The organism is Streptomyces sp. HUAS 31, from assembly GCF_028198125.1.
Taxonomy (GTDB): Bacteria; Actinomycetota; Actinomycetes; order Streptomycetales; family Streptomycetaceae; genus Streptomyces; species Streptomyces chartreusis.
Genome location: NZ_CP116353.1, coordinates 8,827,142 through 8,853,996 on the forward strand (window position 1 = coordinate 8,827,142; position 26,855 = coordinate 8,853,996).

Genomic DNA, 26,855 nt, shown 5'->3' on the forward strand with positions numbered 1-26,855 from the left:
CGGGACGGCTGGTCGGCCCGCGCGCGGCGCAGCACGCTGAGGACATGACGACAACACTCATCACCGGAGCGAACAAGGGACTCGGCTTCGAGACCGCACGTCGGCTCACCGAAGCGGGTCACACCGTCTACATCGGCGCCCGGGACGCCGAGCGCGGCCGCCGCGCCGCCGAAGAGCTCGGTGCCCGGTTCGCGCAGCTCGACGTCACCGACGACGCCTCCGTCCAGGCAGCCGCGAAGACCATCGAGGCCGACGGCGGACTCGACGTCCTGATCAACAACGCCGGTATCGAGGTCAGGGGCGAGAACAACAGCATCCCCGCCGCCGCGGACACCACCGCCGACGAGATACGCACGGTCTTCGAGACGAACGTCTTCGGCGTCGTCCGAGTCCTGCACGCCTTCCTGCCGCTGCTCCAGCGGTCCGGGGCGCCCGTCGTGGTGAACGTCAGCAGTGGCCTCGCCTCGCTGGCCACACTGTCCGACCCGGACTCGCCGGCCCACTTCTACCAGGCCGTCTCGTACCCGACCTCGAAGACGGCGGTCAACATGATCACCGTCCAGTACGCGAAGGCGTTCCCGCGGATGCGGATCAACGCCGTCGAGCCCGGCTTCACCAACACGGACCTCAACGGGCGCACCGGCACCCAGACCGTCGCGGAGGGCGCCGAGATCATCGTCCGGATGGCACAGGTCGGCCCGGACGGCCCGACCGGCGGCTACCTGGACGTGAACGGGCCGATTCCCTGGTGACGTGGCCGGCCCGTCGGTGACGTGGCCGGCCCGCCGGTGACGTGACCTCTCAGACGACGGCGTCGGCGCGCAGGGCCGCGATCTCCTCGCCGGTACGGCCGAGTTCGGTGAGGATCGCCTCGGTGTGCTCGCCCACCGCCGGCACCGGGTCCATGCGCGCGGGCACCCCCGCGAGGTCGGCCGGCGGCAGCAGGGCCCGCGCCGTCGCACCACCGGGCACCACCACGTCGCGCCAGCGGTCACGGCCGGCCAGGACCGGGTGGTCCAGGAACGCGGCGACGTCGTTGACCCCGGCACAGGCGATGTTGATGGACTCCAGGTCCTTGAGGATGTCGTCGGCGTCGGAGCGGGCGCAGCGCTCGGCGACGACGGCGTTGAGCGCCTCGCGATGGGCGACACGGGCCGAGCTGGTGGCGAAGCGCGGGTCGTCGGTCAGGTCGGCCCGGCCGAGGAACTCCGCGCACAGCACGGCCCACTCCCGCTCGTTCTGGATGGAGAACAGCACCTCCTTGCCGTCGGCGGCCGGGTAGGCGCCGTACGGGGCGAGGGTGGGGTGCTGGGTGCCGAGCCGGGGAGGCTGGGTGCCGCCGTACTCCGTGTAATAGGCGGGCTGGCCCATCCACTCCGCCAGCGCCTCGAAGAGGGACACCTCCACCGGGTGGGCCGTACCTGTGGTGGCGCGTGTGAACAGGGCCGTGAGGATGCCGCTGTAGGCGTACATCCCGGCGGCGATGTCGGCGACGGAGATGCCGACGCGTGCGGTCTCCTCGGCGGTCCCCGTCAGGGAAACGAGCCCGGTCTGGCACTGCACCAGCAGGTCGTACGACTTCCGTCCTGCCCACGGCCCGGACGTGCCGTACCCGGAGATCGTGCACGGGATCAGCCGCGGCCACCGCTCGCCGAGCGCCTCCACACCGAGGCCGAGACGGTCGGCGGCGCCAGGGGCGAGGTTCTGCACGAACACGTCCGCGGTGTCGAGGAGCCGGTGCAGGATCTCCTGGCCCCGCGGGGCCTTCAGGTCCAGCGTGAGCGACTCCTTCGACCGGTTGAGCCAGACGAAATAGCTGGACTGCCCGTGCACCGTCGTGTCGTACCGGCGGGCGAAGTCCCCGTCCCCCGGCCGCTCGACCTTGATCACCCGCGCCCCGAGGTCGGCCAGCTGCCGGGTGGCGTACGGGGCCGCCACGGCCTGTTCGAGGCTGACGACGGTGATGCCGGACAGAGGGAGACGGGGCGTGTTCATGAGGCCATTCGTACGGCCCCGGCCAAGATCCCGTCAACGGTGACCGGGGAAGACCGTGAACGGTGACCGGCGAACACCGCGACACGTGCATGTGAGTGCATCTATTGCGCAGGCGGGTAACACTCGTGTGGTTACATGGGTGCCATGAAGGCCATCACATTGCAGCACTACGGTCAGCCCGAGGATCTGAAGCTGGTGGAGCACCCCGACCCCAAGGTCGCTCCGGGTGAGGTTCTCATCCGCGTGAAGGCCGCCGGGGTCAACCCGGTGGACTGGAAGCTCGGGGCGGGCTACCTCGACCCGCTCATGGAGACGCACTTCCCCCTCATCCCCGGCTGGGACGTCTCGGGCGTGGTCGAGCGGGTCGGACCGGACGTCGCCGAGTTCGCGCCCGGCGACGAGGTCTACGGCTATGTCCGCAAGGACTCCGTACAGCTCGGCGCCTACGCCGAGCTGGTGTCCGCGCATGTGCGGATGCTGGCCCGCAAGCCGGCCTCGCTGACCTGGGAGCAGGCCGCGGGCGTGCCGCTCGCGGGGCTTACCGCCTATCAGTCGATCAAGCGCGTGGGGGTGCGCGAGGGCGAGACCGTCCTGGTGCACGCCGCGGCGGGCGGGGTCGGCATGTTCGGCGCGCAGATCGCCGCCGCGCTCGGCGCCCGCGTCATCGGCACGGCGAGCGAACGCAACCACGACTTCGTGCGGCGGCTGGGCGCCGAGCCCGTCTCCTACGGCCAGGGCCTGGTCGACCGGATCCGCGAGCTGGCCCCGGACGGCGTGGACGCGGCCCTCGACTTCGTCGGCGGCGACGCGGTGGACGTCTCCCAGGCGGTTCTGAAGCAACGGGACCGGGTGGTGTCCATCGCCGACCAGGACGCCCTCGCGAAGGGTGCCCATCTGCTGTGGGTGCGCCCCGATCCGGTCGATCTGACGGCCCTGGCCGAACTCGCCGACGCGGGCCGGCTCGCCGTGCACGTCGAGCGGGTGCTGCCGCTCGCGGAGGCGGCCGAGGCGTGGCGGATCAGCCGTGAGGGGCGGGTGCGCGGAAAGCTGGTGCTGTCGGTCGGGTGACCGGGGCGGCGGTGGACGCGGTGCCGCGGGGTGACCCGGGGCGACGGCGGGTGCGATGCCGCGGGGTGACCCGGGGCGACGGAGGGTGCTGTGACCCGGGGCGACGGCGGGTGCGATGCCGCGTCAGACCGGCACGCGAAGCGTCTCGACGGCCCGGACGAGCGGCGCCAGTTCGGGATCCTCGGCTGCCGCGTCCAGGGCCTCGCGCAGCGCCGACTCGTTCGTCGGACGGGCCTCTTGCAGCAGCTTGAGGCCGGCTTGGGTGACGTCGGTGTAGATGCCGCGGCGGTCGGTGGGGCAGAGGTAGCGCGAGAGCAGCCCGCGGTCTTCCAGCCGGGTGACGAGGCGGGTGGTGGCGCTCTGGCTGAGGACGACGGCGTCGGCGACCTGCTTCATCTGGAGGTGGCCGCCTTCGCCGTTGTGCTGGCGGCTGAGGACGTCGAGCAGGGAGTATTCGCGCACGCTGAGGTCGTGGCCGGCCTGTAGGGCGCGCTCGATGTGCGTCTCGATCCTGCCGTGCAGCAGGGAGAGCGCGCACCAGCCCTGGGCGAGCGCGGTCAGCGCGGGATCCGTCGCGGTCATGGCGCCGGTGTCCTCCGTCCGATGTGAATGACCTTCAGGATAGGGCATCTGCGAAATTTCCAGCGATTGCGTGTAGACCGCGCTTGCAAGGATTGGAGCGCTTGTCGGCCCGACCGTGCCGGCCTCCCGCGCCGGCATCCGGCGCGGCTAGCCCCGTGCGAGGTGCCTCATCGCCAGTGCCAGGCCCAGCCTGAATCGGCCTTGCGGTGTGCGCAGTGGCCAGCCCAGCAGGTGCTCGGCGTGTGCCAACCGTTCCTGGAGCGTGGAGTGGTGGACGTTGATCTCGGCCGCCGCCGCCCGCAGGCTCACCGTCGAGGCGACCGCGTGCAGCGTGCCGAGCAGCCAGGGCGCCGCCGCCGAGGCCGCCTCCAGGGCCTGTACGTCGGGCGGCGGCTCGGCGCCCGGTACGACGAGGTCGGCGAGGAGCGCGATACCGCCCAACTCGTCGGCGTGGACGACACCGGGACCCGGGTCCTGAGCGGTGCCCTCGGCCGAGAACCGCAGGGCGACGCGGGCCTCGGACCAGGAGCGCGGCAGTTCGAGCACCGGGACCGCGGGTCCGACGCCGACGCGACCGACGGGCGGCACGGTGCCGGGGTACGCGGGGACGACCACCGGACGGCCGTCCAGCGGGGCCAGGACGCGGGCCGGGGCGGCGGGGTCGAGGCCCAGGCCCCGTGCCGCGTGCAGCCGCGCCGCCTCCGGCGCCGAGGCGTCGAGGACGGTCTCGACCAACGCCGGATCATCGGCGGGTGCCCGCCCACGGGTCCGGTCCAGCACGACGCGGATGACCCCCGCCGCCCGCTCCAGGATCACCGCGTCCACGACACTCGGCTCCGCCTGCCCGGCCCGCTCCAGCCACAGCGCGGCGACACCGCCCGGCGTTAGCGCGACCGACGGCCAGGCGGGGTCGGCCGCCACATCGCTCTCCCGACGCGTCCCGTCCGCCTCGACCCGGACACGCACCCGCCGCTCCACATCCACCAGCCGCGCCGGCACCCCCGCCAGCACGGCAGCCCCACGCACCAACGCCTCAAGCCCGGCCCGCCCTTCAGCAAGCCGATCAAAGTAGGCGATGACCCGAACAGCGGCCCCCGCATCCGGATCCAGCGCAGTCAAACGCCCGGCCAGCTCTTTCATAGGCCAATGGTGCGGCACGCGGTCAAGCCCCGAAGCCTTAGCCGACCTGAAGGGGCGCGGGGAACTGCGCGACCGGCCACGGAAAACCCGCACTCGAAAGGCCACCGAACGCGGCAGACGAGTGGTCGCAACCAAGCCGACCTTCACGTCTCAGCGGCATGCGCTCACACGCACCGACCTAGCTCCTCACGCCGGCCACAGCGGCCGACCGGAAGGGGCGCGGGGAACTGCGCGACCAGCCACCCACAAACCGCACCCACCCCGTCACTCACCGCCCCAACAACCGCCGCAACCACCCCACATGCGCCCCCCGACAGGCCCGAGACACCCCCGCCTGCGGAGCAAACCCGTCGAACCCATGGAACCCCCCGGGCCAGACATGCAGCTCGGCCACGCCCCCCGCCTGCCAGATCCGCGACGCGTAGGCCACGACCTCGTCCCGGAACGTCTCCGCCGAACCGACGTCCAGAAACGCCGGCGGCAACCCGGACAGATTCTCGGCCCGAGCCGGCGCGGCGTACGCGGAAACGTCGGGCCCACCCCGCCGCTCCCCGAGCAGCGCGGTCCACCCGGTCTCGTTCGCCGTCCGGTCCCACACACCGAGCCCCGCCATCTGATACGTGGACGGACTGTCGTTCCGGTCGTCCAGCATCGGACACATCAGCATCTGCCCGATCACCTCGGGCCCCTTACGGTCCCGTGCCAGCAATGCCAGCGCGGCCGAAAGCCCCCCACCCGCACTGGCCCCCGCCACCACGACCCGCCCCGCGTCACCACCGAACTCGCCCGCGTGGGCCGCCGTCCACTCCAGCCCGGCGTACACATCCTCGATCGGCGCCGGATGCGGATGCTCGGGCGCCAGCCGGTACTCCACCGACACCACCACCGCGTCCAGCTCCTTCGCCCACGCCAGGGGAGCGTCCACGCCGACACGGTTGTTGCCGATGATCATCCCGCCGCCGTGGACGTGATAGATCACGGGCCGCGGCCCGGCGTCCACCGGCGCGGCCGGCCGGCAGATCAGCAACGAGATCTCGGGCGCACCGACGGGACCCGGCACCGCACGGTCCTCGACCTCGAAGTACCCGTCCATCGTCAGGTCCAGCTCGGCCAGCAACTGGATCCCCGCACCCTGACGCACCTCGGCTATCTCGTCCATCGTCAGGCCGGGTGAGATCACGTCCTTGATGAGCTCCAGCGCGGCGGCGAGCTCGGGATCGAACGGGGGCGGGGTCAGTGGCATGGCTACTCCTCACACAGGGGGCACTCGCGTGCCTCGCGGCTCTGTGGTCAGCATCCGCGCACCGACCCCGCCCGCGGGGGCCGCCGGACGGCGGAAGCTGCCCGCCGTCCGGCGGGTGGCACACCCGTGACCGGGAGCCTGCCAGGCCATGACCCGCTCAGCACCCCCTTCTCGCCGGGCTTCATAGCGCTCGGGTCCGCCGCGGTCACGACGGTGACCAGCCTGCGCGCTTCGAGGAGGCGGCAGCGGGCAACGGCCGAACCCGTATGCGCAGATGGCGTCCCAGCGCCACTGCCGTCAGCACAGCGACCAGCGCGCAGACACCGAGCCACCCGAAGTCGCCGTAGGCACGCGCCCCCAGCCACGAGCCCGCGGTGCCGCCGAGGTAGGCGCAGGTCATGTACGCGGTGCTCAGCCGGGCGCGGACATCAGCGCCGAGGCCGTAGATCCGGACCAGGTTGGCCACTTGGCCGGACTGCATGCCGACGTCGAGCAGCAGCGTGCCGACGACCAGCGCGCTCAGGCCGGCGACGCCGCCGAGGCCGCCGAGGGCCAGGACCGGCACCGCCGCGCCGACGATGAGCAGGCACACGAGGGTGACGCGGTCCGGGCCGTGGCGGTCGACGAGTCGTCCCGCGACCGGTGTGCACACCATCGTCGCCGCGTTGACCAGGGCCAGCAGTCCGGCCGCCGTCGCGTCGAGGCCGTACACCGGGCCGGTGAGCAGTAGCGCCACGCCCGTCCACACCGCGGAGAACCCGGCGAACACCATGGCCTGGTACAGGCACGAGCGGCGCAGTTCGGGTTCGGTGCGCAGCAGGCGCAGCGGCGCGGCGAGCAGCGCCGGGTAGGGCGCCGCGGTGGACGGCGCCGGCGACGGCAGCGTGCGGGCGAGCAGCACGGCGACCGTGAGGGAGAGCACGGCGGCGACGACGTACGGCGCCCGCCAGCCCAGCCAGTCGCCGAGGGCGCCGCCGAGCGCGCGGGACAGCAGCATGCCGGCGAGGCAGCCGCTGAGCAGGGTGCCACCGACCACGCCCTGCCGTTCGGCGGGCACCAAGCCGGCCGCCAGCGGGCCGGCGAGCGGGGCGATCACCGTCGCCGTGCCGACCAGGACGCTCGCGGCGACGAGCGGCAGCAGCGTCTGCGCGGTGGACGCGGCGAGCAGTCCGGCACCGGTCACCGTGAGCAGGGTGACGAGCAGCCGGCGGGGCCGCAGCCGGTCCCCGAGCGGGACGAGCAGGAAGATTCCTGCCGCGTAGCCGAACTGAGTCGCCGTCACCACCGTGGTCGCCGCGTCGGGGGAGACACCGAGGCCGGAAGCCACCAACGGGCCGAGCGCCTGCGGGAAGTAGACATTGCCCACGGCGACCCCGCAGGCGAAGGCCAGCAGCGCGACCGCGGAGGTAGTCTGCCGTTGGTTGAGATCCGTCATGTACCGAAGTCCACGTCGGCGACGGTCCGTTGCCAAAGGATGTAGCCCGGGGCTTAATGATCAGCTTCCTGCTCGACGTCGACGACCTCGCGGACACCCGGTTCGCGATCTCGCCGCTGCGCGAGGTCATGGGCAGCCTGCGAGCCCTTCGCGCCCCCGCCCTCTTCCCCCTGCACACCTCGTGGCGCCGCGCGGTGCTCGACCGACTCGACCCCGCCGACGCGCGGCTGCTGCGAGCCCTGGTCGGACAGACCCTGGTCCTGCCCGACTTCCTCACCCCGCGCCCGACGACCTTCGCGCCCGCCCTGGAGGACCAGCTCGCCGTCGTACGGGCGACGCCACCCGAACTGGTACGGCGCGACCTGCTCGCCACCCACGCCCCGCACCCCCTGCCCGACGCGCTGCGGCAGAGCACCGCACCCGGCGACGGTCCGGTGACGGAGCTGCTGGAGGAGCTGTCCGAACTGCTGCTGCGTTACTGGGAGTCGGCCATCGCCCCGCACTGGCCGAGGATGCGGCTGGTACTGGAGGCCGACATCACCCACCGCGCCCGGCAGCTGGCCACCGGCGGCGCCCAGCTCCTCTTCTCCGATCTGCACCGCAATGTGCGCTGGCGGGACGGAGTGCTGCGGGTCGGGCAGATGATCGGCCGGCACGAGGTGGACGGATCCGGTCGCGGACTGCGCCTGGTGCCGTCCCTCTTCGCCCACAAACCCGCACCCCCGGTCAGCGCCGACGAACCGCCGATGCTCGCCTACCCCGGCCGGGGCGCCGCCACCCTCTGGGAACCGAGGCCCGACCCCGACGTCTCCGCGCTCACCGCCCTGCTCGGCGCACCCCGCACCACCGTCCTGCGCCTCCTCGCCGAACCGCTGCCCACGATCGAACTCGCCCGCCGCCTCGGTGTGACGCCCAGCGCGGTCTCGCAGCATCTGAAGGTGCTGTACGCGACGGGGCTGGTCACCCGGAGCCGCGACGGACGGCATGTGCTCTACCGGCGCACCGGACTCGGCGACCAGTTGGCCGACCGGGCTTGACTTCGAGAGCGCTCCAAGTCCTAGCGTCGTCAGGGACGGGGCAGGAACCGGGCGAACGGAGACAGGACATGCGGGTCGGCGTGCACATCAACCGGTTCGACCATCCCGGAGGAGGTCCCGCGCTCGGCGCCGAGCTCGCCGCCGCGGGTGCCGCGGCCGAGGCGGCGGGCGTGAGCTGGCTGTCGGTGATGGACCACTACTTCCAGATGGAGTTCAACGACCGCGCCGAGGATCCCATGCTGGAGGCCTACACGACCCTCGGGTTCCTCGCCGGGCACACCTCCACGGTCCGCCTCGGCGCGCTGGTGACCGGTGTGACGTACCGTCACCCCGGTCTGCTCGCCAAGATCGCCACCACGCTCGACGTGCTGTCCGGCGGCCGCGCCACGCTCGGCATCGGCGCCGCCTGGTACGACCGGGAGCACGCGGGCCTCGGTGTGCCGTTCCCGCCGGTCGCCGAGCGGTTCGAGCGGCTGGAGGAGACCCTGCGGATCTGCCTGCAGATGTGGGACCCGGCGACGAACGGCCCGTTCGAGGGCAGGCACTACCGGCTCGCCGAGACCCTCGGCATCCCGGCGCCGGTCAGCACCCCGCACCCCGAGATCATGATCGGCGGAGGCGGGGAGAAGAAGACGCTGCGGCTGGTGGCCCGGTACGGCGACGCGTGCAACCTGTTCATGACCTCGCCGGAGGAGGTCCGGCACAAGCTCGACGTGCTGCGCGGCCACTGCGACAGCGAGGGGCGCGACTACGACGAGATCCGCAAGACCGTCGTCTACTCCGGCGAGGCCGCCATCAAGGGCGACCTCGACGCCTTCACCCGCGAGATCGCGGGCTACACCGAGCTCGGCATCGACACGGTGATCCTCGGCCCTCGTACGGGGGAGCCGGCGGCGTTCATCGAGAACTTCGCGGCTCCCGCCGTACAGCGGCTGGCCGGGCTCGACTGAACCCCGGCGGCTACCCGCACGGTGTGCTCGACCGGGGGGTGTCCGCGTCGGCGGGGCGGCTGCGGGAGACGATCCGCATCCCGCGGGCGTCGACGACCCGGACCTGCAGCGAACCGCAGCCGCACCGCGTCCACATCGTGCTGCCCGCCGCCGTGTTGTGCCGGGAGATGATCCGGAAGGGCTCGGCGCCGTCGGGCCATCCGCAGTGCGGGCAGACGGCGCCGGTCGTGCTGGTCATGGTGGACTCCTCGCTCCTCGAATGGCTGATCGACCGTCGCGACACCATCAAGGGTGCGGTGAGCCTTCGTACACGTCCAGGTTGACTTTCTGGACCTCACCTTGAAGCGTGGGCTTCATGATTGACCTGCGCCGACTGCACGTACTCAGAGCCGTGGCGCACTACGGCACGGTCACCGCGGCCGCCGGCGCCCTGCACTTCACGACGTCCGCGGCCTCCCAGCAGATCCGGCAACTGGCCCGGGAGCTGGGCGTCGACCTGCTGGAACCGCAGGGCCGCGGGGTGCGGCTCACCTCGGCGGCCGAGAGCCTGTTGGCGCACGCCGACGCGATCCAGGCGCGCTGGGAGCAGGCGGAGCTGGATCTGCGGGCCGACCATGGCGCGCCGGCGGGGCTGTTGCGCGTGAGCGGATTCCCGGTGGCCGTGTCGGTGCTGCTCGCGCCCATGGCGGCCCGGCTGCGCGAACGACACCCACGGCTCACCGTCCGGATGCGGGAGGCGGAGGCGCCGACCGGCTTCGACCTGCTCTTCGAAGGGGAGGCCGACCTGGCCGTCGTCGAGGCGACGATCTTCAACCCGCCCCTCAGCGATGACCGGTTCGACCAACAGCCGCTTCTGGACGACCCGTTCGACCTCGTCGTCCCGGAGGGTCATCCGCTCGCCGGACGGGACCGCGTCGACCTCGCGGAGGCGGCGCGCGAGGACTGGATCGCGCCGGTGCCGGACAGCCCCTGCCGGCCTCATGTGCTGTCGGCGTGCGGTGCGGCCGGCACGCCGGACATCGTCCATCACGCCAGGGACTGGAACGTCATGGCCCACCTCATCGCCCACGGGCTCGGCGTCGCTCTCGTCCCGCGCCTCGCCCAGCTCACGCCCCACCTGCCGATCACCCGGGTCCGCTGCACGGGCGACCCGCACCGCAAACTCCTGACCTGCACCCGGGGCGGCGGGCACGCCCGTCCCGCGGTGGCGGCGGCCCTGGCGGAACTGCGCGAACTGGCACCGAAGGCGGTGGCCTAGACACGGGAAAGGGCCGGAGCGTGAGGCTCCGGCCCTTCGTGGCCACCCGTGGTGGGGTCAGGCGGCGACCGCCTCGCCCGCGTGGCCGTGAACGCGCGCGATGACCTCGGTCAGCTGCGCGGCGACCTCGGCGTCGTCGGCCGGGTGGGTCTCGGCGAAGCGCGTCACCGAGCCGGGGATGGAGAGCTTGACGTCCTCGAGCACCTTGCCGCCGGCGATGCCCACGGCCTTGCGGGTCTCGTCCTGCGCCCACACGCCACCGAACTGGCCGAAGGCGGTGCCGACCACCGCGACGGGCTTGCCGCCGAAGGCGCCGGAGCCGTAGGGGCGGGACAGCCAGTCGATGGCGTTCTTCAGGACGGCCGGGATCGTGCCGTTGTACTCGGGGGAGAAGAGCAGGAACGCGTCGGACGCCTGCGCGGCCTCACGCAGCTTCGCGGCGGCGGCCGGGACACCGCCCTCGACGTCGATGTCCTCGTTGTAGAAGGGGATGTCGGCGAGGCCCTCGAAGAGCACGACCTCGGCGCCCTCGGGAGCGAGCTTGACGGCCGCCTCGGCCAGCTGACGGTTGTGCGAACCGGCGCGAAGGCTGCCGACGAGCGCGAGGATGCGAACAGACATGCGAACTCCAGGGGGATGAAACACTGCCGTTACGAAACCGGACCGAGGTCCGCTTACGTTTCTAGCATCCTAAGCGGACCGCGGTCCAGTTTCATTCCCGATGCTTTACGCTGGCTTCATGTCCGCCGCCCTGCCCCCCTTCCCGAAGCCCGAGGAGCCCGACGGCACACCTCGGTTGCTGGAGGTCGGTTCCGCCGCCGACGAGCCCTGCCTGCGCGCCGACGCGGCCCGCAATCGCGCCCGGCTGCTGGAGGCCGCCTCCGAGCTGATCGCCGAGCACGGCGCGGCAGGGGTCACCATGGAGGCGGTGGCGGCCGCGGCCGGCGTGGGCAAGGGGACCGTCTTCCGCCGCTTCGGGGATCGCACGGGCCTGCTGACGGCGCTGCTGGACCACTCCGCGCGCAAGCTCCAGGGTGACTTCCTGGGCGGACCACCGCCGCTGGGCCCCGGGGCACCCCCGGTCGACCGGCTGCGCGCGTTCGGCGTGGCGGTGCTGTACCGCTCTGCGGAGCAGCTGGACCTGCAACTGGCGGCCCAGCCCGAGCCGACCCGCCGGTTCAGCCACCCCTCGGTCACGGCACTGCACACCCACGTCACGGTGCTGCTGCGGCAGATACAGCCGGAGGCCGACTGCGACCTCCTCGCCCAGACCCTCCTGGCCTATCTCGACCCCGCCCTGATACACCACCTGACCAGGCAGTGCGGTATGTCCATGGACCGGCTGGAGACGGGCTGGCTCGACCTCGTGGACCGGGTGACAGGCACACAGGTGTGAACGTTCCGGGGGTCCCCGGAACACATCAACAGGGCGGCTACGGACCCTAATCGGAACCGTGCGCACAGGTTCTGCAAAGATGCCGTACGTCATGGTGCAGATACCGAAAACGCCCGCGCCCGCTTCCCCCGCACAGCGCTCGGTACCCACGAGCGCCGATGTGGCCCGCCTGGCCGGCGTCTCGCGCGCGACCGTCTCCTACGTCCTCAACAACACCAGTGCCGTCCGCATCAGCGAGCCCACCCGCCGCCGCGTCCACGAGGCCGCCAAGGAACTCGGCTACGTCCCGCACGCCGCCGCCCGCAGCCTGCGCGCCGGGCACAGCCGCATGGTCCTGATGCCCGCACCCAGCTTCACCGTCGGTTCCCTGTACAGCCGCTTCCTCAGCGACCTCCAGCTGGCCCTCGGCCGCCTCGACTACACCGTCGTCCAGCACGGCAGCGTCGGCCTGCACGGCGACGAGGCCGCCCGCGCCTGGGCCGAGCTGCGCCCCGTCGCCGTGCTGGTGTCGGGCGCCGGCCTCGGCCCGAAGGGCGTGACGGTCCTCAAGCGCTCCGGCGCCCGGGCCGTGGTCACCCTCGGCCCCGAGTCCGTCGACGGGGCGCACGCCCTGCTCATGGACTACGAGGCCGTCGGCCACTGCGCGGCCCGTCATCTCTACGACCGCGGCAGGCGCCGTATCGGTGTCGTCGTGCCCGAGGAGGAGGGCCTGGAGTCCTTCTCGGCGCCCCGCCTGCAAGGCGTGCGCCGCGCCCTGTACGGCACCGACGCCACCCTCACCGAGCTGCCCCTCGCCTACGAGGAGGAGTCCGCGGCACGGCTCGCCGCCCGCTGGCGCGACCTGGGCCTGGACGCCGTGTTCGCCTACAACGACGAGTACGCGATGCTGCTGACGCGCGCCCTCCAGGACGAGGGCGTCCGCGTCCCCGCCGACACCGCCGTCATCGGCGCCGACGACCTGATGCTCGGCCGGCTGCTGCGGCCTAGGCTGAGCACCGTCCACATCGAGCTGCCGTCCGGCCGGGACCTCGCGGAGCTGGTCGACCGCGCGGTGCGCAACCCCGGCACCGCGCCCGGGACGCACAAGGTGCTGGGGGCGACGGTGGTGCACCGCGAGTCCAGCTGAGGCCGCAGGGCCCCCGCCGGGGCATCCCGCCCGCGCCCCGGTCTCCAGCAGGCCCTGACCGGCCCGGCCGACGTACCGTCGAACTCAGGGAGGCGTGGAATGCGCACGACGGTCGGCATCATCGGCGGTGGCCCCGCCGGGCTGCTCCTGGCCCGGCTGCTGCACCGCGCGGGCATCGACTGCGTGGTCCTGGAGGCCAGGACCCGCGAGTACGTCGAGGCACGCCAGCGGGCCGGCATGCTGGAGCAGGGCACGGTCGACGCGCTGCGCGAGGCCGGCGCCGCCGAGCGGCTGACGGCCGAGGGCCTGGTGCACCAGGGCATCGAGCTGCGCTTCGACCGGGAACGCCACCACATCGACTTCCCGGCCCTGACCGGCGGCCGTACGGTGACGATCTACGCGCAGACCGAGATCGTGAAGGACCTCGTCGCCCTGCAACTCGCCGACGGGCCACCGCTGTTGTTCGAGGCCGAGGCGCTCGCCGTCGAGGAACCGGAGAGCGCCACGCCCGCCGTGCGGTTCGTGCACGAGGGTCGCGAGCACACCTTGACCTGCGACTGGATCGCCGGCTGCGACGGCTTCCACGGAATCGCCCGCGACGTCTTCCCGGCCGGAATCTGCCGCTCGTACGCGCACGAGTACCCGTACTCCTGGCTCGGCATCATGGCCGAAGTGGCCCCGTCCGGCGACGAGTTGATCTACGCGCGCGGTGACCGCGGCTTCGCGCTGCACAGCATGCGTTCGCCGTCCGTCTCCCGGCTCTACCTCCAGGTCCCCAACGGCACCGCCCCCGACGACTGGCCCGACGAGCGCGTCTGGGACGAGCTCGCCGCCCGCTTCGCGATCGACGGCGACTGGACCCTGGAGCGCGGACCCATCACCGCCAAGTCGGTGACCTCGATGCGCAGTTACGTCCACGAACCGATGCGGCACGGCCGCCTGCTGCTCGCCGGGGACGCCGCGCACATCGTCCCGCCGACGGGCGCCAAGGGCCTCAACCTCGCCGTGTCCGACGTGCGGGTGCTGGCCCGCGCCCTCATCGAGCTGCACCGCACAGGGGACACACAACTCCTCGACAGATACTCGGAGTTGTGCCTCCAACGGGTGTGGCAGGCCACCCGGTTCTCGGACGACATGACCAGGATGTTGCACGCTCAACCAGATGGGGACGCGTTCGACCACCGGATGCAGCTCGCACGTCTGCGCCGGATCACCGCATCCCGCCACGCCGCCGCCGAACTGGCGGTGAACTACTCGGGACTTCCGCTCCCGTTGTGAGTCCGCCGGTGATCGAACGGAGAGTCGCCATGCCGTTGCTCGACCCCAGCACCTGGCAGTCCCCCTCCCTGTCGGGAGGCGAGTACGCCGTCACCGAGCCCGCCACGGGCGACAGGCTCGGCACCGTCAACCTGGCCACCGCCGAGGACGTCGGCACGGCGGCTCAGGCCGGCCGAGCCGCACAGACGGAATGGGCCCGCGCCCCGCACTTCGTCCGGGCCGCGGTACTGCGCAAGGCCGGCGACCTGTTCACGGCGCACGCAGACGAACTGCGCGGATGGCTCGTCCGGGAGTCCGGCTCCATCCCCGGCAAGGCCGACTTCGAGCTGCACGTCGCCGCCCAGGAGTGCTACGAGGCCGCCGCCCTCGCCTCCCGCCCGGCTGGACAGGTCCTGCCCAGCGAGGCACCCCGGCTGTCGTACACGCGCCGGGTCCCCGTCGGCGTCGTCGGCGTGATCGCGCCGTTCAACGCGCCGCTGATCCTCTCCATCCGCTCCGTAGCCCCGGCCCTCGCGCTCGGCAACGCCGTGGTCCTGAAGCCGGACCCGCGCACGGCGATCTGCGGCGGCCTGTCGCTCGCCGCGGTCTTCGCGGAGGCCGGCCTGCCGGAGGGGCTGCTGCATGTGCTGCCGGGCGGCGCGGAGGCGGGCCAGGCGCTGGTCGCGGACCCGTACGTGCCGGTCATCTCCTTCACCGGCTCCACGGCCGCGGGCCGTGCCGTCGGAGAGGCCGCCGGACGCCACCTCAAGCGCGCACACCTGGAACTCGGCGGCAACTCGGCCCTGATCGTGCTGGAGGACGCCGACCTCGACGCCGTGATCTCCACCGCCGCCTGGGGCTCCTTCTTCCACCAGGGCCAGATCTGCATGACGACCGGCCGCCATCTCGTCCACCGGTCGCTGTACGAGGAGTACGTCGAGCGGCTCGCCGCCAAGGCGGACGCCCTCGCCGTCGGCGACCCGCACCGCGCCGAGGTCCACCTCGGCCCGCTCATCGACTCCGGCCAGCTGAACAAGGTGCACGGCCTGGTCGAGGCCAGCACCTCACGGGGCGCCAAGCTGGCCGCGGGCGGCACCCACGAGCAGCTCTTCTACCGGCCGACCGTGCTCGCCGGGACGGACGACGAGAGCCCCGCGTACGCCGAGGAGGTCTTCGGTCCGGTCGCGCCGGTCCGTTCCTTCGCGACAGCCGACGAGGCCGCGGCCCTCGCGGCGGCGAGTGCCTACGGCCTCTCTCTTGGCATCGTCACCCGGGACACCGCCCGGGGCCTCGACCTGGCCGAACGGATTCCGACCGGCATCGTGCACATCAACGACCAGACCGTGAACGACGAAGCCGTCGCCCCCTTCGGAGGCGTCGCCGCCTCCGGGACCGGCGCCCGGTTCGGCGGCGAGGCCAACCTGGAGGCGTTCACCGACGTGCGCTGGACGACGGTGCGCGGTGACGTGGCGCCGTACCCCTTCTAGCCGTAGCCCTTCTGGGCCCGGCCCCTGGAGGCCGCCCGCCGGATCCGGTTCCCGCCGTTCCTACTGGCCGTCCTGCTCCGCCTGCGCCTGCTGGGCGGCGACGGCCTGGCGGACCTCGTCCATGTCGAGCTTGCGGGCCTGCCCGATGACGTCCGTGAGGGCGGCCTCGGGCAGGGCACCCGGCTGCGCGAACACGGCGACACGATCACGCACGATCATCAGCGTCGGGATCGACTGGATACCGAAGGCGGCGGCCAGCTCGGGCTGCGCCTCGGTGTCGACCTTGCCGAACACAAGGTCCGGGTTCTCCTCGGCCGCCTTCTCGTACACGGGGGCGAACTGACGGCAGGGCCCGCACCAGGACGCCCAGAAGTCGATCAGCACGAACTCGTTGTCCGTGACCGTCTCGTCGAAGTTCTCCTTGGTGAGCTCCACGGTGCTGCTCATGGCGAATTTCCCTCTTCCTGGTGTCGGGGGCGAAGCCGTCGGCGACAACACGACCGTACGGTCACGTATTCCGCGCGCGTACCCGTGTGGCCACGCCGCACACCACCCGTAAGACTGACCCCATGACGGAAACGGATTCCATCGCTTACGACGTCGTGGTGCTCGGTGCAGGGCCTGTGGGGGAGAACATCGCGGACCGCACCCGTGCGGCCGGTCTGTCCACCGCGGTCGTGGAGAGCGAGCTCGTCGGCGGCGAATGCTCGTACTGGGCCTGCATGCCCAGCAAGGCCCTCCTGCGCCCCGGCCTCGCCCAGGCCGACGCCCGCCGCCTCCCGGGCCTCTCCCAGGCCGTGCAGGGCCCGCTCGACGCGGCCGCTGTCCTCGCCCGGCGCAACGGATTCACCGGGGACTGGAACGACGACGGTCAGGTCCGGTGGCTGAGCGGTATCGGCGCCGACTTCTACCGTGGCCACGGCCGCCTCGCCGGACCCCGGACGGTGGAGGTGACCGGCGCGGACGGCGCCCGGCACGTCCTGACCGCCCGGCACGCCGTCGCCGTGTCCACCGGCAGCCGGGCCGTCCTGCCCGACCTGCCGGGACTCGCCGACATCAAGCCCTGGACCAGCCGCGAGGCCACCAGTTCGCAGACCGTGCCCGGCCGGCTCATCGTGATCGGTGGGGGAGTGGTCGCCACCGAGATGGCCACGGCCTGGCACGCCCTCGGTTCCAAGGTCACGCTCCTCGTGCGTGGCAAGGGCCTGCTGAACCGTATGGAGCCCTTCGCCGGTGAAATGGTCGCCGAGGCGCTCACCGAGGCGGGCGTGGACGTTCGCACCGGCACCTCGGTCACCTCGGTGACCAGGGAGAACGGCACCGTCGTGGCCGTCACCGACAGCGGCGACCGCATCGAGGCCGACGAGATCCTCTTCGCCACCGGCCGCGCCCCGCGCACCGACGACATCGGCCTGGACACGATCGGCCTGGCACCCGGCTCCTGGCTGGAGGTCGACGACAGCCTGCGCGTCACCGGCAGCGATTGGCTGTACGCGGTCGGCGACGTGAACCACCGCGCGCTGCTCACCCACCAGGGCAAGTACCAGGCCCGTATCGCCGGCGCGGCCATCGCCGCCCGTGCCTCCGGCGTGTCCCTGCTCGACTCTGACCCGTGGAGCGCCCACGCCGCCACCGCCGACCACTCCGCGGTCCCCCAGGTCGTCTTCACCGACCCGGAGGCCGCCGCCGTCGGCCTGTCCCTGGCGGAGGCGGAGCAGGCCGGGCACCGGGTGCGCGCCGTCGACTACGACCTCGGCTCGGTCGCGGGCGCCTCGCTGTACGGCGACGACTACCGCGGCCGCGCCCGCATGGTCGTCGACCTGGAGCGGGAGATCCTGCTCGGCGTGACCTTCGTCGGTCCCGGCGTCGGCGAGCTCATCCACTCGGCGACGATCGCGGTCGCCGGCCAGGTGCCGATCAGCAGGCTCTGGCACGCGGTCCCCTCGTATCCGACGATCAGCGAGGTGTGGCTGCGGCTGCTGGAGTCGTACCGCGACAACTGACGCGCCCGCCGAGCCGGCCGGGGCTCACTCCGGCAGCGTGAAGCCGAGGGCCCTGGCCGCCCCGTCCGGAGCCGGCTGGGCCCAGTACTCCGCCATCGCCTGATTGGACGACAGGGAGCGAAGTTCGGCCCGGTCCAGATAGAGCACACCGTCGAGGTGGTCCGTCTCGTGCTGCACGATGCGGGCGGGCCACCCCGAGAACACCTCGTCGACGGCGTGCCCGTGCTCGTCCTCGCAGGTCAGCCGCACATCGGCGGGCCGCGCCACCACCGCCTGATAGCCCGGGACGCTCAGACAGCCCTCGAAGAACGCGGCACGGCCCTCGCCCACTCCTTCGTACGACGGGTTCACCAGCACCCGGAACGGCTGCGGCACCCGCCCGCGCAGCAGTCGTACCTCCTCCGGCACCGGCGCCGGATCCTCGATCACCGCGATCCGCAGCGACACGCCCACCTGCGGCGCGGCGACGCCGACGCCGGGCGCCGCGTGCATGGTGATCCGCAGGGCCTCCACGAAGCGGGCCAGCAGCGCGGGGTCCAGCTGACCGTCGAAGCGCTCGGCGGGGCGCCGTAGCACGGGATCGCCGGCCGCCACGATGGGCAACGGGCCCTCGGTGGCCAGGAGTTGCTCGACCTGCTCGGCGAGCGGTGCGCGATGGTTCGGAAGTGCCATCGCGCCAGAATGCCACGGCGCCCGCGCGACGGGTGGACTTCCTTGTGGCGTACGTCACTTGAGGTGCCGGGAACTCGGCGGTCCCGCGCTCCGACTACTGGACCGCCACAGCAGAGAAACTCCCCACTCCCCGGAGAAGCCGCCGATGTCGACCGCTCCCACCACCACCGAGGCGGAGGCGTCCCCACCCGACGCCCCGGCGTCGTCGCCCCGCAGATGGGCACCGCTGCGCCCGCTGATCCTGCGTCTGCACTTCTACGCCGGAATTCTCGTCGCGCCGTTCCTCCTCGTCGCCGCGACCACCGGATTCCTGTACGCCGGGGCCTTCCAGGCCGAGAAGCTCGTCTACTCCCACGAGATGACCGTCCCGGTCGGCGACACGAAGCTGCCGATATCCGAGCAGGTCGCCGCCGCACGCAAGGCCCACCCCGAGGGCACGATCTCCGCGGTACGGCCCTCCCCGGCCGACGACGAGTCCACCCGGGTCATGCTGTCGGGGGTCGAGGGCATCGACGCCGACCACGCGCTGGCCGTGTTCGTCGACCCGTACACCGCCGAGGTGCGCGGCGCCCTCGAACAGTACGGCTCGACCGGCGCGTTGCCACTGCGCACCTGGATCGACGAGTTCCACCGCGACCTCCACCTCGGTGAAACCGGCCGTCTCTACAGCGAGTTGGCGGCCAGCTGGCTGTGGGTGATCGCGGCCGGCGGCCTGGTGCTGTGGTTCTCCCGCCGTCGCGCCCTGCGCAAGGTGCGCGGCACCAGCGGCCGTCGCCGCACGCTCGGACTGCACGGCACCGTCGGCGTATGGGCCGCGCTCGGCTTCGTCTTCCTCTCGGCGACGGGCCTGACCTGGTCGACGTACGCGGGCGCCAACATCGACGAGCTGCGCACCTCGCTCCGCCAGGCCACCCCGTCCATCTCGGCCTCCGCGGGCGGCGAGCACGGTGGGCACGGCGGCGCCGCGGGCGAGGGCGGGAGCGGCGACCACGGCGTCGGCCTCGACAAGGTACTGTCCGCCGCGCGCGCCGAAGGTCTGGGCGATCCGGTCGAGATCGTGCCACCCGCGGACGCCTCCTCCGCGTACGTCGTGAAGCAGGTGCAGCGCAGCTGGCCGACCAAGGGGGACACGGTCGCGATCGACCCGGCGACCGGTGAGGTGACCGACGTGCTGCGGTTCGCCGACTACCCGGTGCTCGCCAAGCTGACCCGCTGGGGCATCGACCTGCACACCGGAGTCCTGTTCGGCCTGGTCAACCAGATCCTCCTGATGGCGCTCACGCTCTCCCTGATCCTGCTGATCGTGTGGGGCTACCGCATGTGGTGGCAGCGCGGCCGCGACTCCGCCTTCGGCCGGCCCATCCCGCGCGGCGCCTGGCAGCAGGTGCCACCGCAGATCCTGGTCCCGCTGGTGGCGGTCGTCGCAGTGATCGGCTACTTCGTGCCGCTGCTCGGCATCTCGCTGGCGGCCTTCATCGCCGTGGACGTCGTGCTCGGCGAGGTCTCCCATCGGCGGGGCAAGCGGACTCCGGCAGACGTGAGCTAGCCCGAAGGCACGGAGAAGGGGCCCGGTTCCAGGAGGAACCGGGCCCCTTGCGTCGCCTGTTCGGCCCTCGCCGATCAGAACTGCTCGAAGTCGCCCGTCAGCGCGGAAGCGAGGCGCATGTGCGGCTCCGCCTCCTCGTCGCGTCCCTGACGCTGCAGGGTGCGGCCCAGCATCAGCCGGGCGTACTGCTCGACGGGGTCGCGCTCGACGATCACGCGCAACTCGGCCTCCGCGCGCCGCAGTTGGGCCGAGTGGTAGTAGGCGCGCGCCAGCAGCAGCCGCGGACCCGTCTGCTCCGGCACCTCCTCGACCAGCGTGCCGAGGACCCGCGCGGCACCCGCGTAGTCCTTGGCGTCGAAGAACAGCTGCGCGCGCTCCCAGCGCTCGGCCGGTGTTCCGTGGTCGTAGTACATCGTCTCCACTCTGACCTCCTTCGTCGCGCTCAACGAAGGCCAGTGGTTCAATATTCCACTACTTGGTGGCAGGGGCTGTCATGGCGGCGAACTCGGCGTCGGCGCGCTGGGTGATGAGGGTCAGCACCCGTCCGGCGACGGCCAGGTCCTCCTTCGGGATGCCGTCGTAGACACGGGCGGTGATGGGGGCGGTCGCGGCGGACGTGCTCGCCCAGCGCTCCCGTCCGGCGTCCGTGATCCGAACCGCGGACGGCTCCTCGGCGGCCAGCAGCCCAGCCGCGATCAGCTCGTCGACGACGGAGTGGGCCTCCGCCGCGTCGATCTTCAGCGCGCCGACGACGCCCTCGACCAGGGCGCCACGCTCGACCGGCCCCTCGGCCACGGCGACGAGTCGGAGCGTGACGGACTGCTGGAAGGTCGATCCGTGGCGCGCCAGCACGTTCTCGAGCAGCGCGCGGCCGGCGTAGTGGGCCAGGGCTATGACCCGCGGGTCGACCAGAGGGGCGACCGGGGGAGTGGTGGTGGTCATGACTGCTCCTTGTCGGACGGGTCAAGGGGTACGTCGAGCAGGGTCGTCAACTCGCGGGTGAACTCCCGCGTGCGTGCGCTGTCCAGCCCGCCGAGCGGTGCCAGCAGCTGTTGCAGGAGCCCCTGGACGACCTCGATCGCCTGCCGGGTCCGCTCCTGCCCTTGTTCGGTCAGCGCCAGCTGTACGGCGCGCGGGTCGCGGGGGTCCCGGGAGCGTTCGAGGAGGCCGGCCGATTCCAGGGATCGCGCCAGCTTTGAGACGTACAGCGGTTCCAGGCCGGTGTGGTCGGCGAGGCGCCGCTGACTGGGGCGCTCTCCGTGGCGCTGCATGCCGTACAGCGAGGCCACCAGCGCGTACTGCGCGTGGGTGAGCCCCAGTGGGGTGACGGCCCGGTCGACCGCGACCCGCCACTTCGTGGACAGGCGCCACACCAGGAACCCGGGTGAGACGTTCTCGGAAGCCTTGCTCATGACGAATAAAGTACATGGCTATTATAGCCATGGCTACTATTTCCGCGAACGCATCGAGCCAGCCCCGGGTTACGGACTGACGAGGCGGCCCCGGCAGGGCTAGGTTGGGCCTCATGAGCAATCTTGATCGCGAAGCGGTGCCCGCCGTCTGCGGCGGCCGCGGCTTCGTCGTGGCGGAGCCCGTACGCGAACTTCTCAGCCCTCGCCGCGTCAAGCTCGGCGAATCCACCGAAGTCCGTCGCCTGCTGCCCAACCTGGGCCGTCGCATGGTCGGCGCCTGGTGCTTCGTCGATCACTACGGACCCGACGACATCGCCGAAGAGCCAGGCATGCAGGTGCCGCCGCACCCTCACATGGGCCTTCAGACGGTGAGCTGGCTGCACGAGGGCGAGGTGCTGCACCGCGACTCGACGGGCAGCCTCCAGACGATCCGCCCGCGCGAGCTGGGCCTGATGACCTCCGGCCGGGCGATCAGCCACTCCGAGGAGAGCCCGAAGTCGCACGCGCGTCTCCTGCACGGCGCACAGCTCTGGGTCGCCCTCCCGGACAGCCACCGGCACACCGACCCACACTTCGAACACCACGGTGAACTGCCGACCGTCACTGCACCGGGCCTGAACGCCACGCTGATCCTCGGCAGCCTCGACGGGGCGACCTCGCCCGGCACGACGTACACCCCGATCGTCGGCGCGGATCTGGCCCTGGCCCGCGGCGCCGACGTACGCCTCCCGCTGGAACCGGACTTCGAGTACGCCGTCCTGTCCATGTCCGGCGAGGCCCACGTGGACGGCGTGCCGGTACTGCCCGGCTCCATGCTCTACCTCGGCTGCGGCCGCACCGAACTCCCGCTGCGCGCGGAGTCGGACGCCGACCTGATGCTCCTCGGCGGCGAGCCGTTCGACGAGGAACTGATCATGTTCTGGAACTGGATCGGGCGCACCCAGGCGGAGATCGAGCAGGCCCGCGAGGACTGGATGCGGGGTTCCCGCTTCGGCGAGGTGAAGGGCTACGACGGGGATCCGCTGCCGGCCCCCGTTCTGCCGGCGGTTCCGCTGAAGCCGCGGGGGAGGGTTCGCTGACCTGCGGAAAAGGCTGAATGGGTGGGGGGTGCCGCTGTGGCTCGCCCCCTGCCCCGGCCCAGCGCAGGACCCGGCGACGCCGCCGGTACGGCCGAAGTATCTCCGACCGATACCGGGAATCAGGCCGCGACGAGCTCCTGCTCGCGGTCCGGCGTCTTGACCTTGGGCTTCTTGTTCGGCAGCGAGAGCCGGAAGACCTTGTGCCACGCGGAGAACACCTGCTTGGGCAGCGGGCCCGTGACGTACTCCAGCTCGTACTTGTCGAACAGCGCGCGCACCTTCACCGCGACCTCGGCGTACCGGTTGCTCGGCAGGTCCGGGAACAGGTGGTGCTCGATCTGGTGCGAGAGGTTGCCGGTCATGAAATGCATGGCCTTGCTGCCGCTGATGTTCGCCGAGCCCATCATCTGGCGCAGGTACCACTGGCCGCGCGTCTCGCCCTTGATCGACCGGCGCTCGAAGACCTGCACGCCCTCGGGGAAGTGCCCGCACATGATCACCGAGTGGGACCAGATGTTGCGGACCAGGTTCGCGGTGAACGTGGCGGCGAGAGTGGTGAGGAACGACGGGCCCGACAGCAGCGGGTGGATCACGTAGTCCTTGAGCACCTGCTTGCGGATCTTGCGGCCCACGGCCTTGGCCCGCGCGCGGAACTCCGGGTTCTTGCGGCGGCGCTTGTGCAGGTTCTTGCCGAGCTCCAGGTCGTACGCGGCGATGCCGTACTCGAAGAAGCAGGCGTTGATGAAGTTCCACAGCGGCTGGCCGAGGTGGATCGGGTGCCACCTCTGGTCCTCGTCGACGCGCATGATGCCGTAGCCGAGGTCGTTGTCCTTGCCGATCACGTTGGTGTACTTGTGGTGCAGCTCGTTGTGGGAGTGCTTCCACTGGTCGGACGGCGAGACGTGATCCCACTCCCAGGTGGTGGAGTGGATCTTCGGGTCCCGCATCCAGTCCCACTGGCCGTGCAGGATGTTGTGACCGATCTCCATGTTGTCCATGATCTTCGCCACGGACAGCCCCGCGGTGCCGATCAGCCACGCGGGCGGGAAGAACGAGAACAGCAGCACGCCCCTGCTGACCAGCTCGAGCTTGCGCTGCGCCGAGATGACCTTGCGGATGTAGGCGGCGTCCTTCTCGCCACGGCTGGCGATCACTTCGTCGCGGATCGCGTCCAGCTCGCGGCCGAGCTCCTCGATCTGCTCCGCGGTCAGGTGGGCGGTGGGGTCGATGGCGGTCAAGGTGCTCCTACCGTTCGATGTCGCAGGGGCCCGCGGCGGCGGACACGCAGGTCTGGATGAGGACGCCCGGTTCGGCCTCGGTGATCTCGCCGGTGCGAAGGTCGCGGACGGCGCCCGCCTTGAGCGGCGAGGTGCAGCCGAAGCAGATGCCCATGCGGCACCCGGAGGGCATGAGCACGCCGGCCTCTTCGCCGACGTCCAGCAGCGGCGTGGCGCCGTCCGCGTCGACGGTCTTGCCGGTGCCGCTGAACGTGACCTCGCCGCCGTCGCCCGCGACGACGACGCTGGGGCGGAAGCGTTCGGTGTGCAGGCGCTCTGGGACGCCGTGCTCGCTCCAGTGCTCCTCGGCGGCGTCGAGCAGGCCCGCGGGCCCGCACGCCCAGGTCTCGCGCTCGGCCCAGTCGGGCACGAGTTCGTCGAGACGGGCGATGTCGAGCATGCCGTCCGTGTCGGTGTGCACCTCGGTGAGTCGCAGCTTCTTGTCCGCGACCAGGTCGTGCAGTTCGTCGCGGAAGATCACGTCCTGCGGCTGTGGCGCGCAGTGGACCATGACGACGTCGTCGAACTCGGTGTCGCGCAGCATGCCCATCACGGGCGTGATGCCGCTGCCGGCCGTGAGGTAGAGCACCTTGGCGGGCTTGGCGGGCGGCAGTACGAAGTCACCGGTCGCCTGGTCGAGGTGGATCAGCGTGCCCGGTGTCGCCCTGCGAACCAGGTGGTTGCTGACCTTGCCCTCCGGGATCGACTTCACGGTGATCGTGACGCGGCCGTCCTGCCGGTTCGTCGGCGAGGTGAGCGAGTAGGCACGCCACAGGCGCACCCCGTCGACGTCGACCCCGATCCGCACGTACTGACCGGCTGTGTGACCGCGCCAGCCCCGCCCGGGCCTGATCACGATGGTCGCGGCGTCACCCGTCTCGGGGTGCACGGCCTCGATACGCCCCCGCAGGTCGGCGCCCGCGCGCAGCGGGCTGACCAGGTCGAGGTAGTCCGACGGCAGCAGTGGCGTCGTGACCATCTCCAGCAGTTTCCAGGCCCTGCTGCGGAGGGCTGTACTCGTCATGGCTCCAGCTTGCTGCGCCTCAGGGCGTAAAGTCCTGACCGTAGGACGTAAATCTGATCGGCTGAATTGTTCGCAGGGAATAAAAAGTGAGCCATGTGATCCGGAGGGCCAGCGAACTGGCCTTGGATGAGACGACGGTCACAGCAGTTCGGGCTGCGCTGAGGGCCACCGCCGACGAGGTCGTCCAGGCGATCATCGACGAGGTCCCTCCCTATGCCAACGCCCTCTCGGGCCGCATGGGTGGCACCATCCGCCGAGCCGTCCGCACTGCTCTGGGGCACTACCTGGACCTCGCGAGCGGGAACGCCACGGGCGCCGACGGCGGTGACGCGGCCTACGAGCTGGGCCGCGGCGAGGTGCGCGACGGCCGTTCGATGGACGCCCTGCTCAGCGCCTACCGCGTCGGTGCCCGCGTGGCCTGGCGATGCCTGGCAGAGGGTGCCGTATCCGCAGGTCTGCCCGCCGCCGAGGTCGCCAAGTTCGCCGAGCTGACCTTCGCCTACATCGACGAGCTCTCCGCCGCGAGCGCAGCGGGCCACGCCGACGAACTGGCCGCCCGGGGCAGGGCCCACGAGCGCCACCTGGAACACCTTGCCCGCGACCTCCTCGCCGGCGCGAGCCCGGACGCGCTGCTGGTCTCCGCTCAACGGGCCGGGTGGCATCCTCCGGGTTCGCTGACCGCGGTCCTGCTGCCCGCCGCCCAGGCCCGGCCTGCCTACCGCGCGCTCGACCCGAGCACCCTCGTCCTCGACGATCTGCCGGACGCCACCGGTGTGCTGCTCGTCCCCGATGCCGACCGATCACATCTCTTGCGGCAGCTGACCGGCCGCGCCGCCGTGGTAGGTCCGGCCCGGCCGTGGACTCGCGCGTCCGCCTCGTACGCACGAGCCGTACGCGCGCGCTCCCTCTCCCCTGACATACGCGACACCGAGGAGCACCTGCCCGAGCTGCTGCTGAGCGCCGACGCGGACGCGTTCGCAGACCTGCGTGCCCGAGCCCTCGCACCGCTGCGGACCTTGCCCGTCACGACCGCACGGCGGCTGGAGGAGACGTTGCGGGAGTGGCTGCTGCACCAGGGCAGGCGGGACGAGGTGGCGGCGGCGTTGTTCGTCCATCCCCAGACGGTCCGGTACCGGATGTCGCAGCTGCGCGAGCTGTTTCCGGATCTCGCATCGCCACACCGGGTCCTTGAACTGACGCTGGCGGTGGGTCTTCGGGCCGGCTGACACGTACTTCGACCGGACGAGGGATGCGGCTTGCCGCGGCATCGGCACGGCGCCGATTACTGATGAGGCTCCTGCCTTCGGCAGGATGGGGGCTATGAGCGAGATCCGCACCCCCCGACTCCTCCTTCGCCGCTGGCATGACGACGACCTCGTGCCCATGGCGGACATCAATTCGGACCCGCAGGTCATGCGCTGGATCGACGACGGCGCAGTGCGCGATCTGGATCACACGGCCGAGGACATCGAGCGGTGGGAGGAGGAGTGGGACGAGGAGGGCTTCGGCCTCTTCGCCGTCGAGCTGCTGGCTTCTGGTGAACTGGCCGGCTTCACGGGGCTGTCCGTGCCTGAGTTCCTGCCGGAGGTACTGCCCACCGTGGCGATCAGCTGGCGGCTCGGCTCACAGTTCTGGGGCCAGGGATACGCGTCCGAAGCAGCCCAGGCCACGCTGGAGTTCGCGCTCCAGGACCGCGGCCTTGACCGCGTCATCAGCATCAACCAGATCGGTGACAATGCCTCCGAGAACATCAGCCGCAAGCTCGGCATGGTGCCGGAACAGGTGACGGCACACCCGGTGTACGGCTATCCGCTGCGCGTTCACAGCATCGATCTCACCGAGTTCGAGGCATGACCCGGCTGCTCTCG

The 26,855-nt window shown here is 71.6% G+C and carries 28 protein-coding genes; 14 read left to right on the plus strand and 14 right to left on the minus strand.

What is annotated here, in order from left to right:
- The first annotated feature begins 44 nt into the window (after nucleotides 1–44).
- Complete coding sequence (locus PGH47_RS38355) at nucleotides 45–752, plus strand: SDR family NAD(P)-dependent oxidoreductase (protein WP_271667273.1); 708 nt, start codon at nucleotides 45–47, stop codon at nucleotides 750–752.
- 49 nt (nucleotides 753–801) lie between these two features.
- Here the strand turns inward: PGH47_RS38355 and PGH47_RS38360 are convergent, their stop codons facing one another.
- On the minus strand, nucleotides 802–1,995 hold the full coding sequence (locus PGH47_RS38360) for a CaiB/BaiF CoA transferase family protein (protein ID WP_271667274.1): 1,194 nt from the start codon (nucleotides 1,993–1,995) through the stop codon (nucleotides 802–804).
- Nucleotides 1,996–2,139: 144 nt separating this feature from the next.
- Here PGH47_RS38360 and PGH47_RS38365 point away from each other — a divergent pair, with 144 nt between their 5' ends.
- Entirely contained in the window at nucleotides 2,140–3,063 is a 924-nt protein-coding gene (locus PGH47_RS38365) for an NADP-dependent oxidoreductase (RefSeq protein ID WP_271667275.1), read from the plus strand.
- A gap of 123 nt (nucleotides 3,064–3,186) precedes the next feature.
- On the opposite strand, the gene PGH47_RS38370 is transcribed toward PGH47_RS38365, so the two are convergent.
- The 4 genes from PGH47_RS38370 to PGH47_RS38385 all read right to left on the minus strand — a co-directional run bounded on the left by PGH47_RS38370 (nucleotide 3,187) and on the right by PGH47_RS38385 (nucleotide 7,463).
- Entirely contained in the window at nucleotides 3,187–3,645 is a 459-nt protein-coding gene (locus PGH47_RS38370; RefSeq protein WP_271667276.1) for a MarR family winged helix-turn-helix transcriptional regulator, read from the minus strand.
- 147 nt (nucleotides 3,646–3,792) lie between these two features.
- Nucleotides 3,793–4,785 carry a helix-turn-helix domain-containing protein gene (locus tag PGH47_RS38375; RefSeq protein WP_271667277.1) on the minus strand — a complete coding sequence of 331 codons (993 nt, stop codon included), beginning with the start codon at nucleotides 4,783–4,785 and terminating at the stop codon, nucleotides 3,793–3,795.
- A gap of 268 nt (nucleotides 4,786–5,053) precedes the next feature.
- Entirely contained in the window at nucleotides 5,054–6,028 is a 975-nt protein-coding gene (locus PGH47_RS38380) for an alpha/beta hydrolase (protein ID WP_271667278.1), read from the minus strand.
- A 205-nt stretch (nucleotides 6,029–6,233) separates the two neighbouring features.
- Complete coding sequence (locus tag PGH47_RS38385) at nucleotides 6,234–7,463, minus strand: MFS transporter (protein ID WP_271667279.1); 1,230 nt, start codon at nucleotides 7,461–7,463, stop codon at nucleotides 6,234–6,236.
- A 56-nt stretch (nucleotides 7,464–7,519) separates the two neighbouring features.
- On the opposite strand from PGH47_RS38385, the gene PGH47_RS38390 reads away from it, so the two are divergent.
- Together PGH47_RS38390 and PGH47_RS38395 are read left to right on the plus strand one after the other, a co-directional pair.
- On the plus strand, nucleotides 7,520–8,500 hold the full coding sequence (locus PGH47_RS38390) for an ArsR/SmtB family transcription factor (RefSeq protein WP_271667280.1): 981 nt from the start codon (nucleotides 7,520–7,522) through the stop codon (nucleotides 8,498–8,500).
- A 68-nt stretch (nucleotides 8,501–8,568) separates the two neighbouring features.
- Nucleotides 8,569–9,450 carry an LLM class F420-dependent oxidoreductase gene (locus tag PGH47_RS38395; protein WP_271667281.1) on the plus strand — a complete coding sequence of 294 codons (882 nt, stop codon included), beginning with the start codon at nucleotides 8,569–8,571 and terminating at the stop codon, nucleotides 9,448–9,450.
- A 10-nt stretch (nucleotides 9,451–9,460) separates the two neighbouring features.
- Here the strand turns inward: PGH47_RS38395 and PGH47_RS38400 are convergent, their stop codons facing one another.
- Nucleotides 9,461–9,688 carry a hypothetical protein gene (locus PGH47_RS38400; RefSeq protein WP_271667282.1) on the minus strand — a complete coding sequence of 76 codons (228 nt, stop codon included), beginning with the start codon at nucleotides 9,686–9,688 and terminating at the stop codon, nucleotides 9,461–9,463.
- A 117-nt stretch (nucleotides 9,689–9,805) separates the two neighbouring features.
- Between PGH47_RS38400 and PGH47_RS38405 the strand changes: the two genes are divergently transcribed.
- A complete protein-coding gene (locus tag PGH47_RS38405) occupies nucleotides 9,806–10,708 on the plus strand; it encodes a LysR family transcriptional regulator (RefSeq protein WP_271667283.1) in 903 nt (300 codons plus the stop codon).
- A gap of 57 nt (nucleotides 10,709–10,765) precedes the next feature.
- Here PGH47_RS38405 and PGH47_RS38410 read toward each other — a convergent pair whose 3' ends face one another.
- The gene (locus PGH47_RS38410; protein ID WP_030960260.1) at nucleotides 10,766–11,329 is read right to left on the minus strand and encodes an NAD(P)H-dependent oxidoreductase; all 564 of its coding nucleotides are present in this window, start codon (nucleotides 11,327–11,329) and stop codon (nucleotides 10,766–10,768) included.
- 100 nt (nucleotides 11,330–11,429) lie between these two features.
- Here PGH47_RS38410 and PGH47_RS38415 point away from each other — a divergent pair, with 100 nt between their 5' ends.
- The 4 genes from PGH47_RS38415 (at nucleotide 11,430) to PGH47_RS38430 (ending at nucleotide 15,974) form a co-directional block, all read left to right on the plus strand.
- On the plus strand, nucleotides 11,430–12,104 hold the full coding sequence (locus PGH47_RS38415; protein WP_271667284.1) for a TetR/AcrR family transcriptional regulator: 675 nt from the start codon (nucleotides 11,430–11,432) through the stop codon (nucleotides 12,102–12,104).
- A gap of 91 nt (nucleotides 12,105–12,195) precedes the next feature.
- Complete coding sequence (locus PGH47_RS38420; RefSeq protein ID WP_376060679.1) at nucleotides 12,196–13,230, plus strand: LacI family DNA-binding transcriptional regulator; 1,035 nt, start codon at nucleotides 12,196–12,198, stop codon at nucleotides 13,228–13,230.
- Nucleotides 13,231–13,329: 99 nt separating this feature from the next.
- The gene (locus PGH47_RS38425; RefSeq protein ID WP_271667286.1) at nucleotides 13,330–14,508 is read left to right on the plus strand and encodes a 4-hydroxybenzoate 3-monooxygenase; all 1,179 of its coding nucleotides are present in this window, start codon (nucleotides 13,330–13,332) and stop codon (nucleotides 14,506–14,508) included.
- Nucleotides 14,509–14,537: 29 nt separating this feature from the next.
- Nucleotides 14,538–15,974: a benzaldehyde dehydrogenase gene (locus PGH47_RS38430; protein WP_271667287.1), complete on the plus strand. Its 1,437-nt coding sequence runs from the start codon at nucleotides 14,538–14,540 to the stop codon at nucleotides 15,972–15,974.
- Between the two features lie 60 nt (nucleotides 15,975–16,034).
- On the opposite strand, the gene trxA is transcribed toward PGH47_RS38430, so the two are convergent.
- Nucleotides 16,035–16,421, minus strand: a complete 387-nt coding sequence (gene trxA, locus PGH47_RS38435; RefSeq protein WP_271667288.1) for a thioredoxin — start codon at nucleotides 16,419–16,421, stop codon at nucleotides 16,035–16,037.
- Between the two features lie 122 nt (nucleotides 16,422–16,543).
- On the opposite strand from trxA, the gene PGH47_RS38440 reads away from it, so the two are divergent.
- On the plus strand, nucleotides 16,544–17,977 hold the full coding sequence (locus PGH47_RS38440) for a dihydrolipoyl dehydrogenase family protein (protein WP_271667289.1): 1,434 nt from the start codon (nucleotides 16,544–16,546) through the stop codon (nucleotides 17,975–17,977).
- A gap of 24 nt (nucleotides 17,978–18,001) precedes the next feature.
- Here PGH47_RS38440 and PGH47_RS38445 read toward each other — a convergent pair whose 3' ends face one another.
- Entirely contained in the window at nucleotides 18,002–18,649 is a 648-nt protein-coding gene (locus PGH47_RS38445) for a peptide deformylase (RefSeq protein WP_271667290.1), read from the minus strand.
- 145 nt (nucleotides 18,650–18,794) lie between these two features.
- On the opposite strand from PGH47_RS38445, the gene PGH47_RS38450 reads away from it, so the two are divergent.
- Nucleotides 18,795–20,195, plus strand: coding sequence for a PepSY-associated TM helix domain-containing protein (locus tag PGH47_RS38450; RefSeq protein WP_271667291.1), 1,401 nt, complete (start codon nucleotides 18,795–18,797; stop codon nucleotides 20,193–20,195).
- A gap of 74 nt (nucleotides 20,196–20,269) precedes the next feature.
- Here PGH47_RS38450 and PGH47_RS38455 read toward each other — a convergent pair whose 3' ends face one another.
- From PGH47_RS38455 to PGH47_RS38465, 3 genes are read right to left on the minus strand one after another with little or no spacing between them, the layout of a single operon-like run.
- Nucleotides 20,270–20,617, minus strand: a complete 348-nt coding sequence (locus tag PGH47_RS38455) for a tetratricopeptide repeat protein (RefSeq protein ID WP_126896961.1) — start codon at nucleotides 20,615–20,617, stop codon at nucleotides 20,270–20,272.
- A 49-nt stretch (nucleotides 20,618–20,666) separates the two neighbouring features.
- Nucleotides 20,667–21,137, minus strand: coding sequence for a MarR family transcriptional regulator (locus PGH47_RS38460; protein WP_271667292.1), 471 nt, complete (start codon nucleotides 21,135–21,137; stop codon nucleotides 20,667–20,669).
- Nucleotides 21,134–21,607 carry a MarR family winged helix-turn-helix transcriptional regulator gene (locus PGH47_RS38465; RefSeq protein WP_271667293.1) on the minus strand — a complete coding sequence of 158 codons (474 nt, stop codon included), beginning with the start codon at nucleotides 21,605–21,607 and terminating at the stop codon, nucleotides 21,134–21,136. The genes PGH47_RS38460 and PGH47_RS38465 overlap by 4 nt, the downstream gene beginning before the upstream one ends.
- 113 nt (nucleotides 21,608–21,720) lie before the next feature.
- Here PGH47_RS38465 and PGH47_RS38470 point away from each other — a divergent pair, with 113 nt between their 5' ends.
- Nucleotides 21,721–22,686: a pirin family protein gene (locus PGH47_RS38470; protein WP_271667294.1), complete on the plus strand. Its 966-nt coding sequence runs from the start codon at nucleotides 21,721–21,723 to the stop codon at nucleotides 22,684–22,686.
- A 119-nt stretch (nucleotides 22,687–22,805) separates the two neighbouring features.
- Here the strand turns inward: PGH47_RS38470 and PGH47_RS38475 are convergent, their stop codons facing one another.
- The gene (locus tag PGH47_RS38475) at nucleotides 22,806–23,924 is read right to left on the minus strand and encodes a fatty acid desaturase family protein (protein WP_271667295.1); all 1,119 of its coding nucleotides are present in this window, start codon (nucleotides 23,922–23,924) and stop codon (nucleotides 22,806–22,808) included.
- Nucleotides 23,925–23,931: 7 nt separating this feature from the next.
- On the minus strand, nucleotides 23,932–24,987 hold the full coding sequence (locus PGH47_RS38480) for a ferredoxin reductase (protein WP_271667296.1): 1,056 nt from the start codon (nucleotides 24,985–24,987) through the stop codon (nucleotides 23,932–23,934).
- Nucleotides 24,988–25,073: 86 nt separating this feature from the next.
- Between PGH47_RS38480 and PGH47_RS38485 the strand changes: the two genes are divergently transcribed.
- A complete protein-coding gene (locus tag PGH47_RS38485; RefSeq protein ID WP_271667297.1) occupies nucleotides 25,074–26,213 on the plus strand; it encodes a PucR family transcriptional regulator in 1,140 nt (379 codons plus the stop codon).
- Between the two features lie 94 nt (nucleotides 26,214–26,307).
- Nucleotides 26,308–26,841 (plus strand): GNAT family N-acetyltransferase, encoded by a 534-nt coding sequence (locus PGH47_RS38490; RefSeq protein WP_271667298.1) that lies wholly within the window; start codon nucleotides 26,308–26,310, stop codon nucleotides 26,839–26,841.
- The last annotated feature ends 14 nt before the right edge of the window (nucleotides 26,842–26,855 follow it).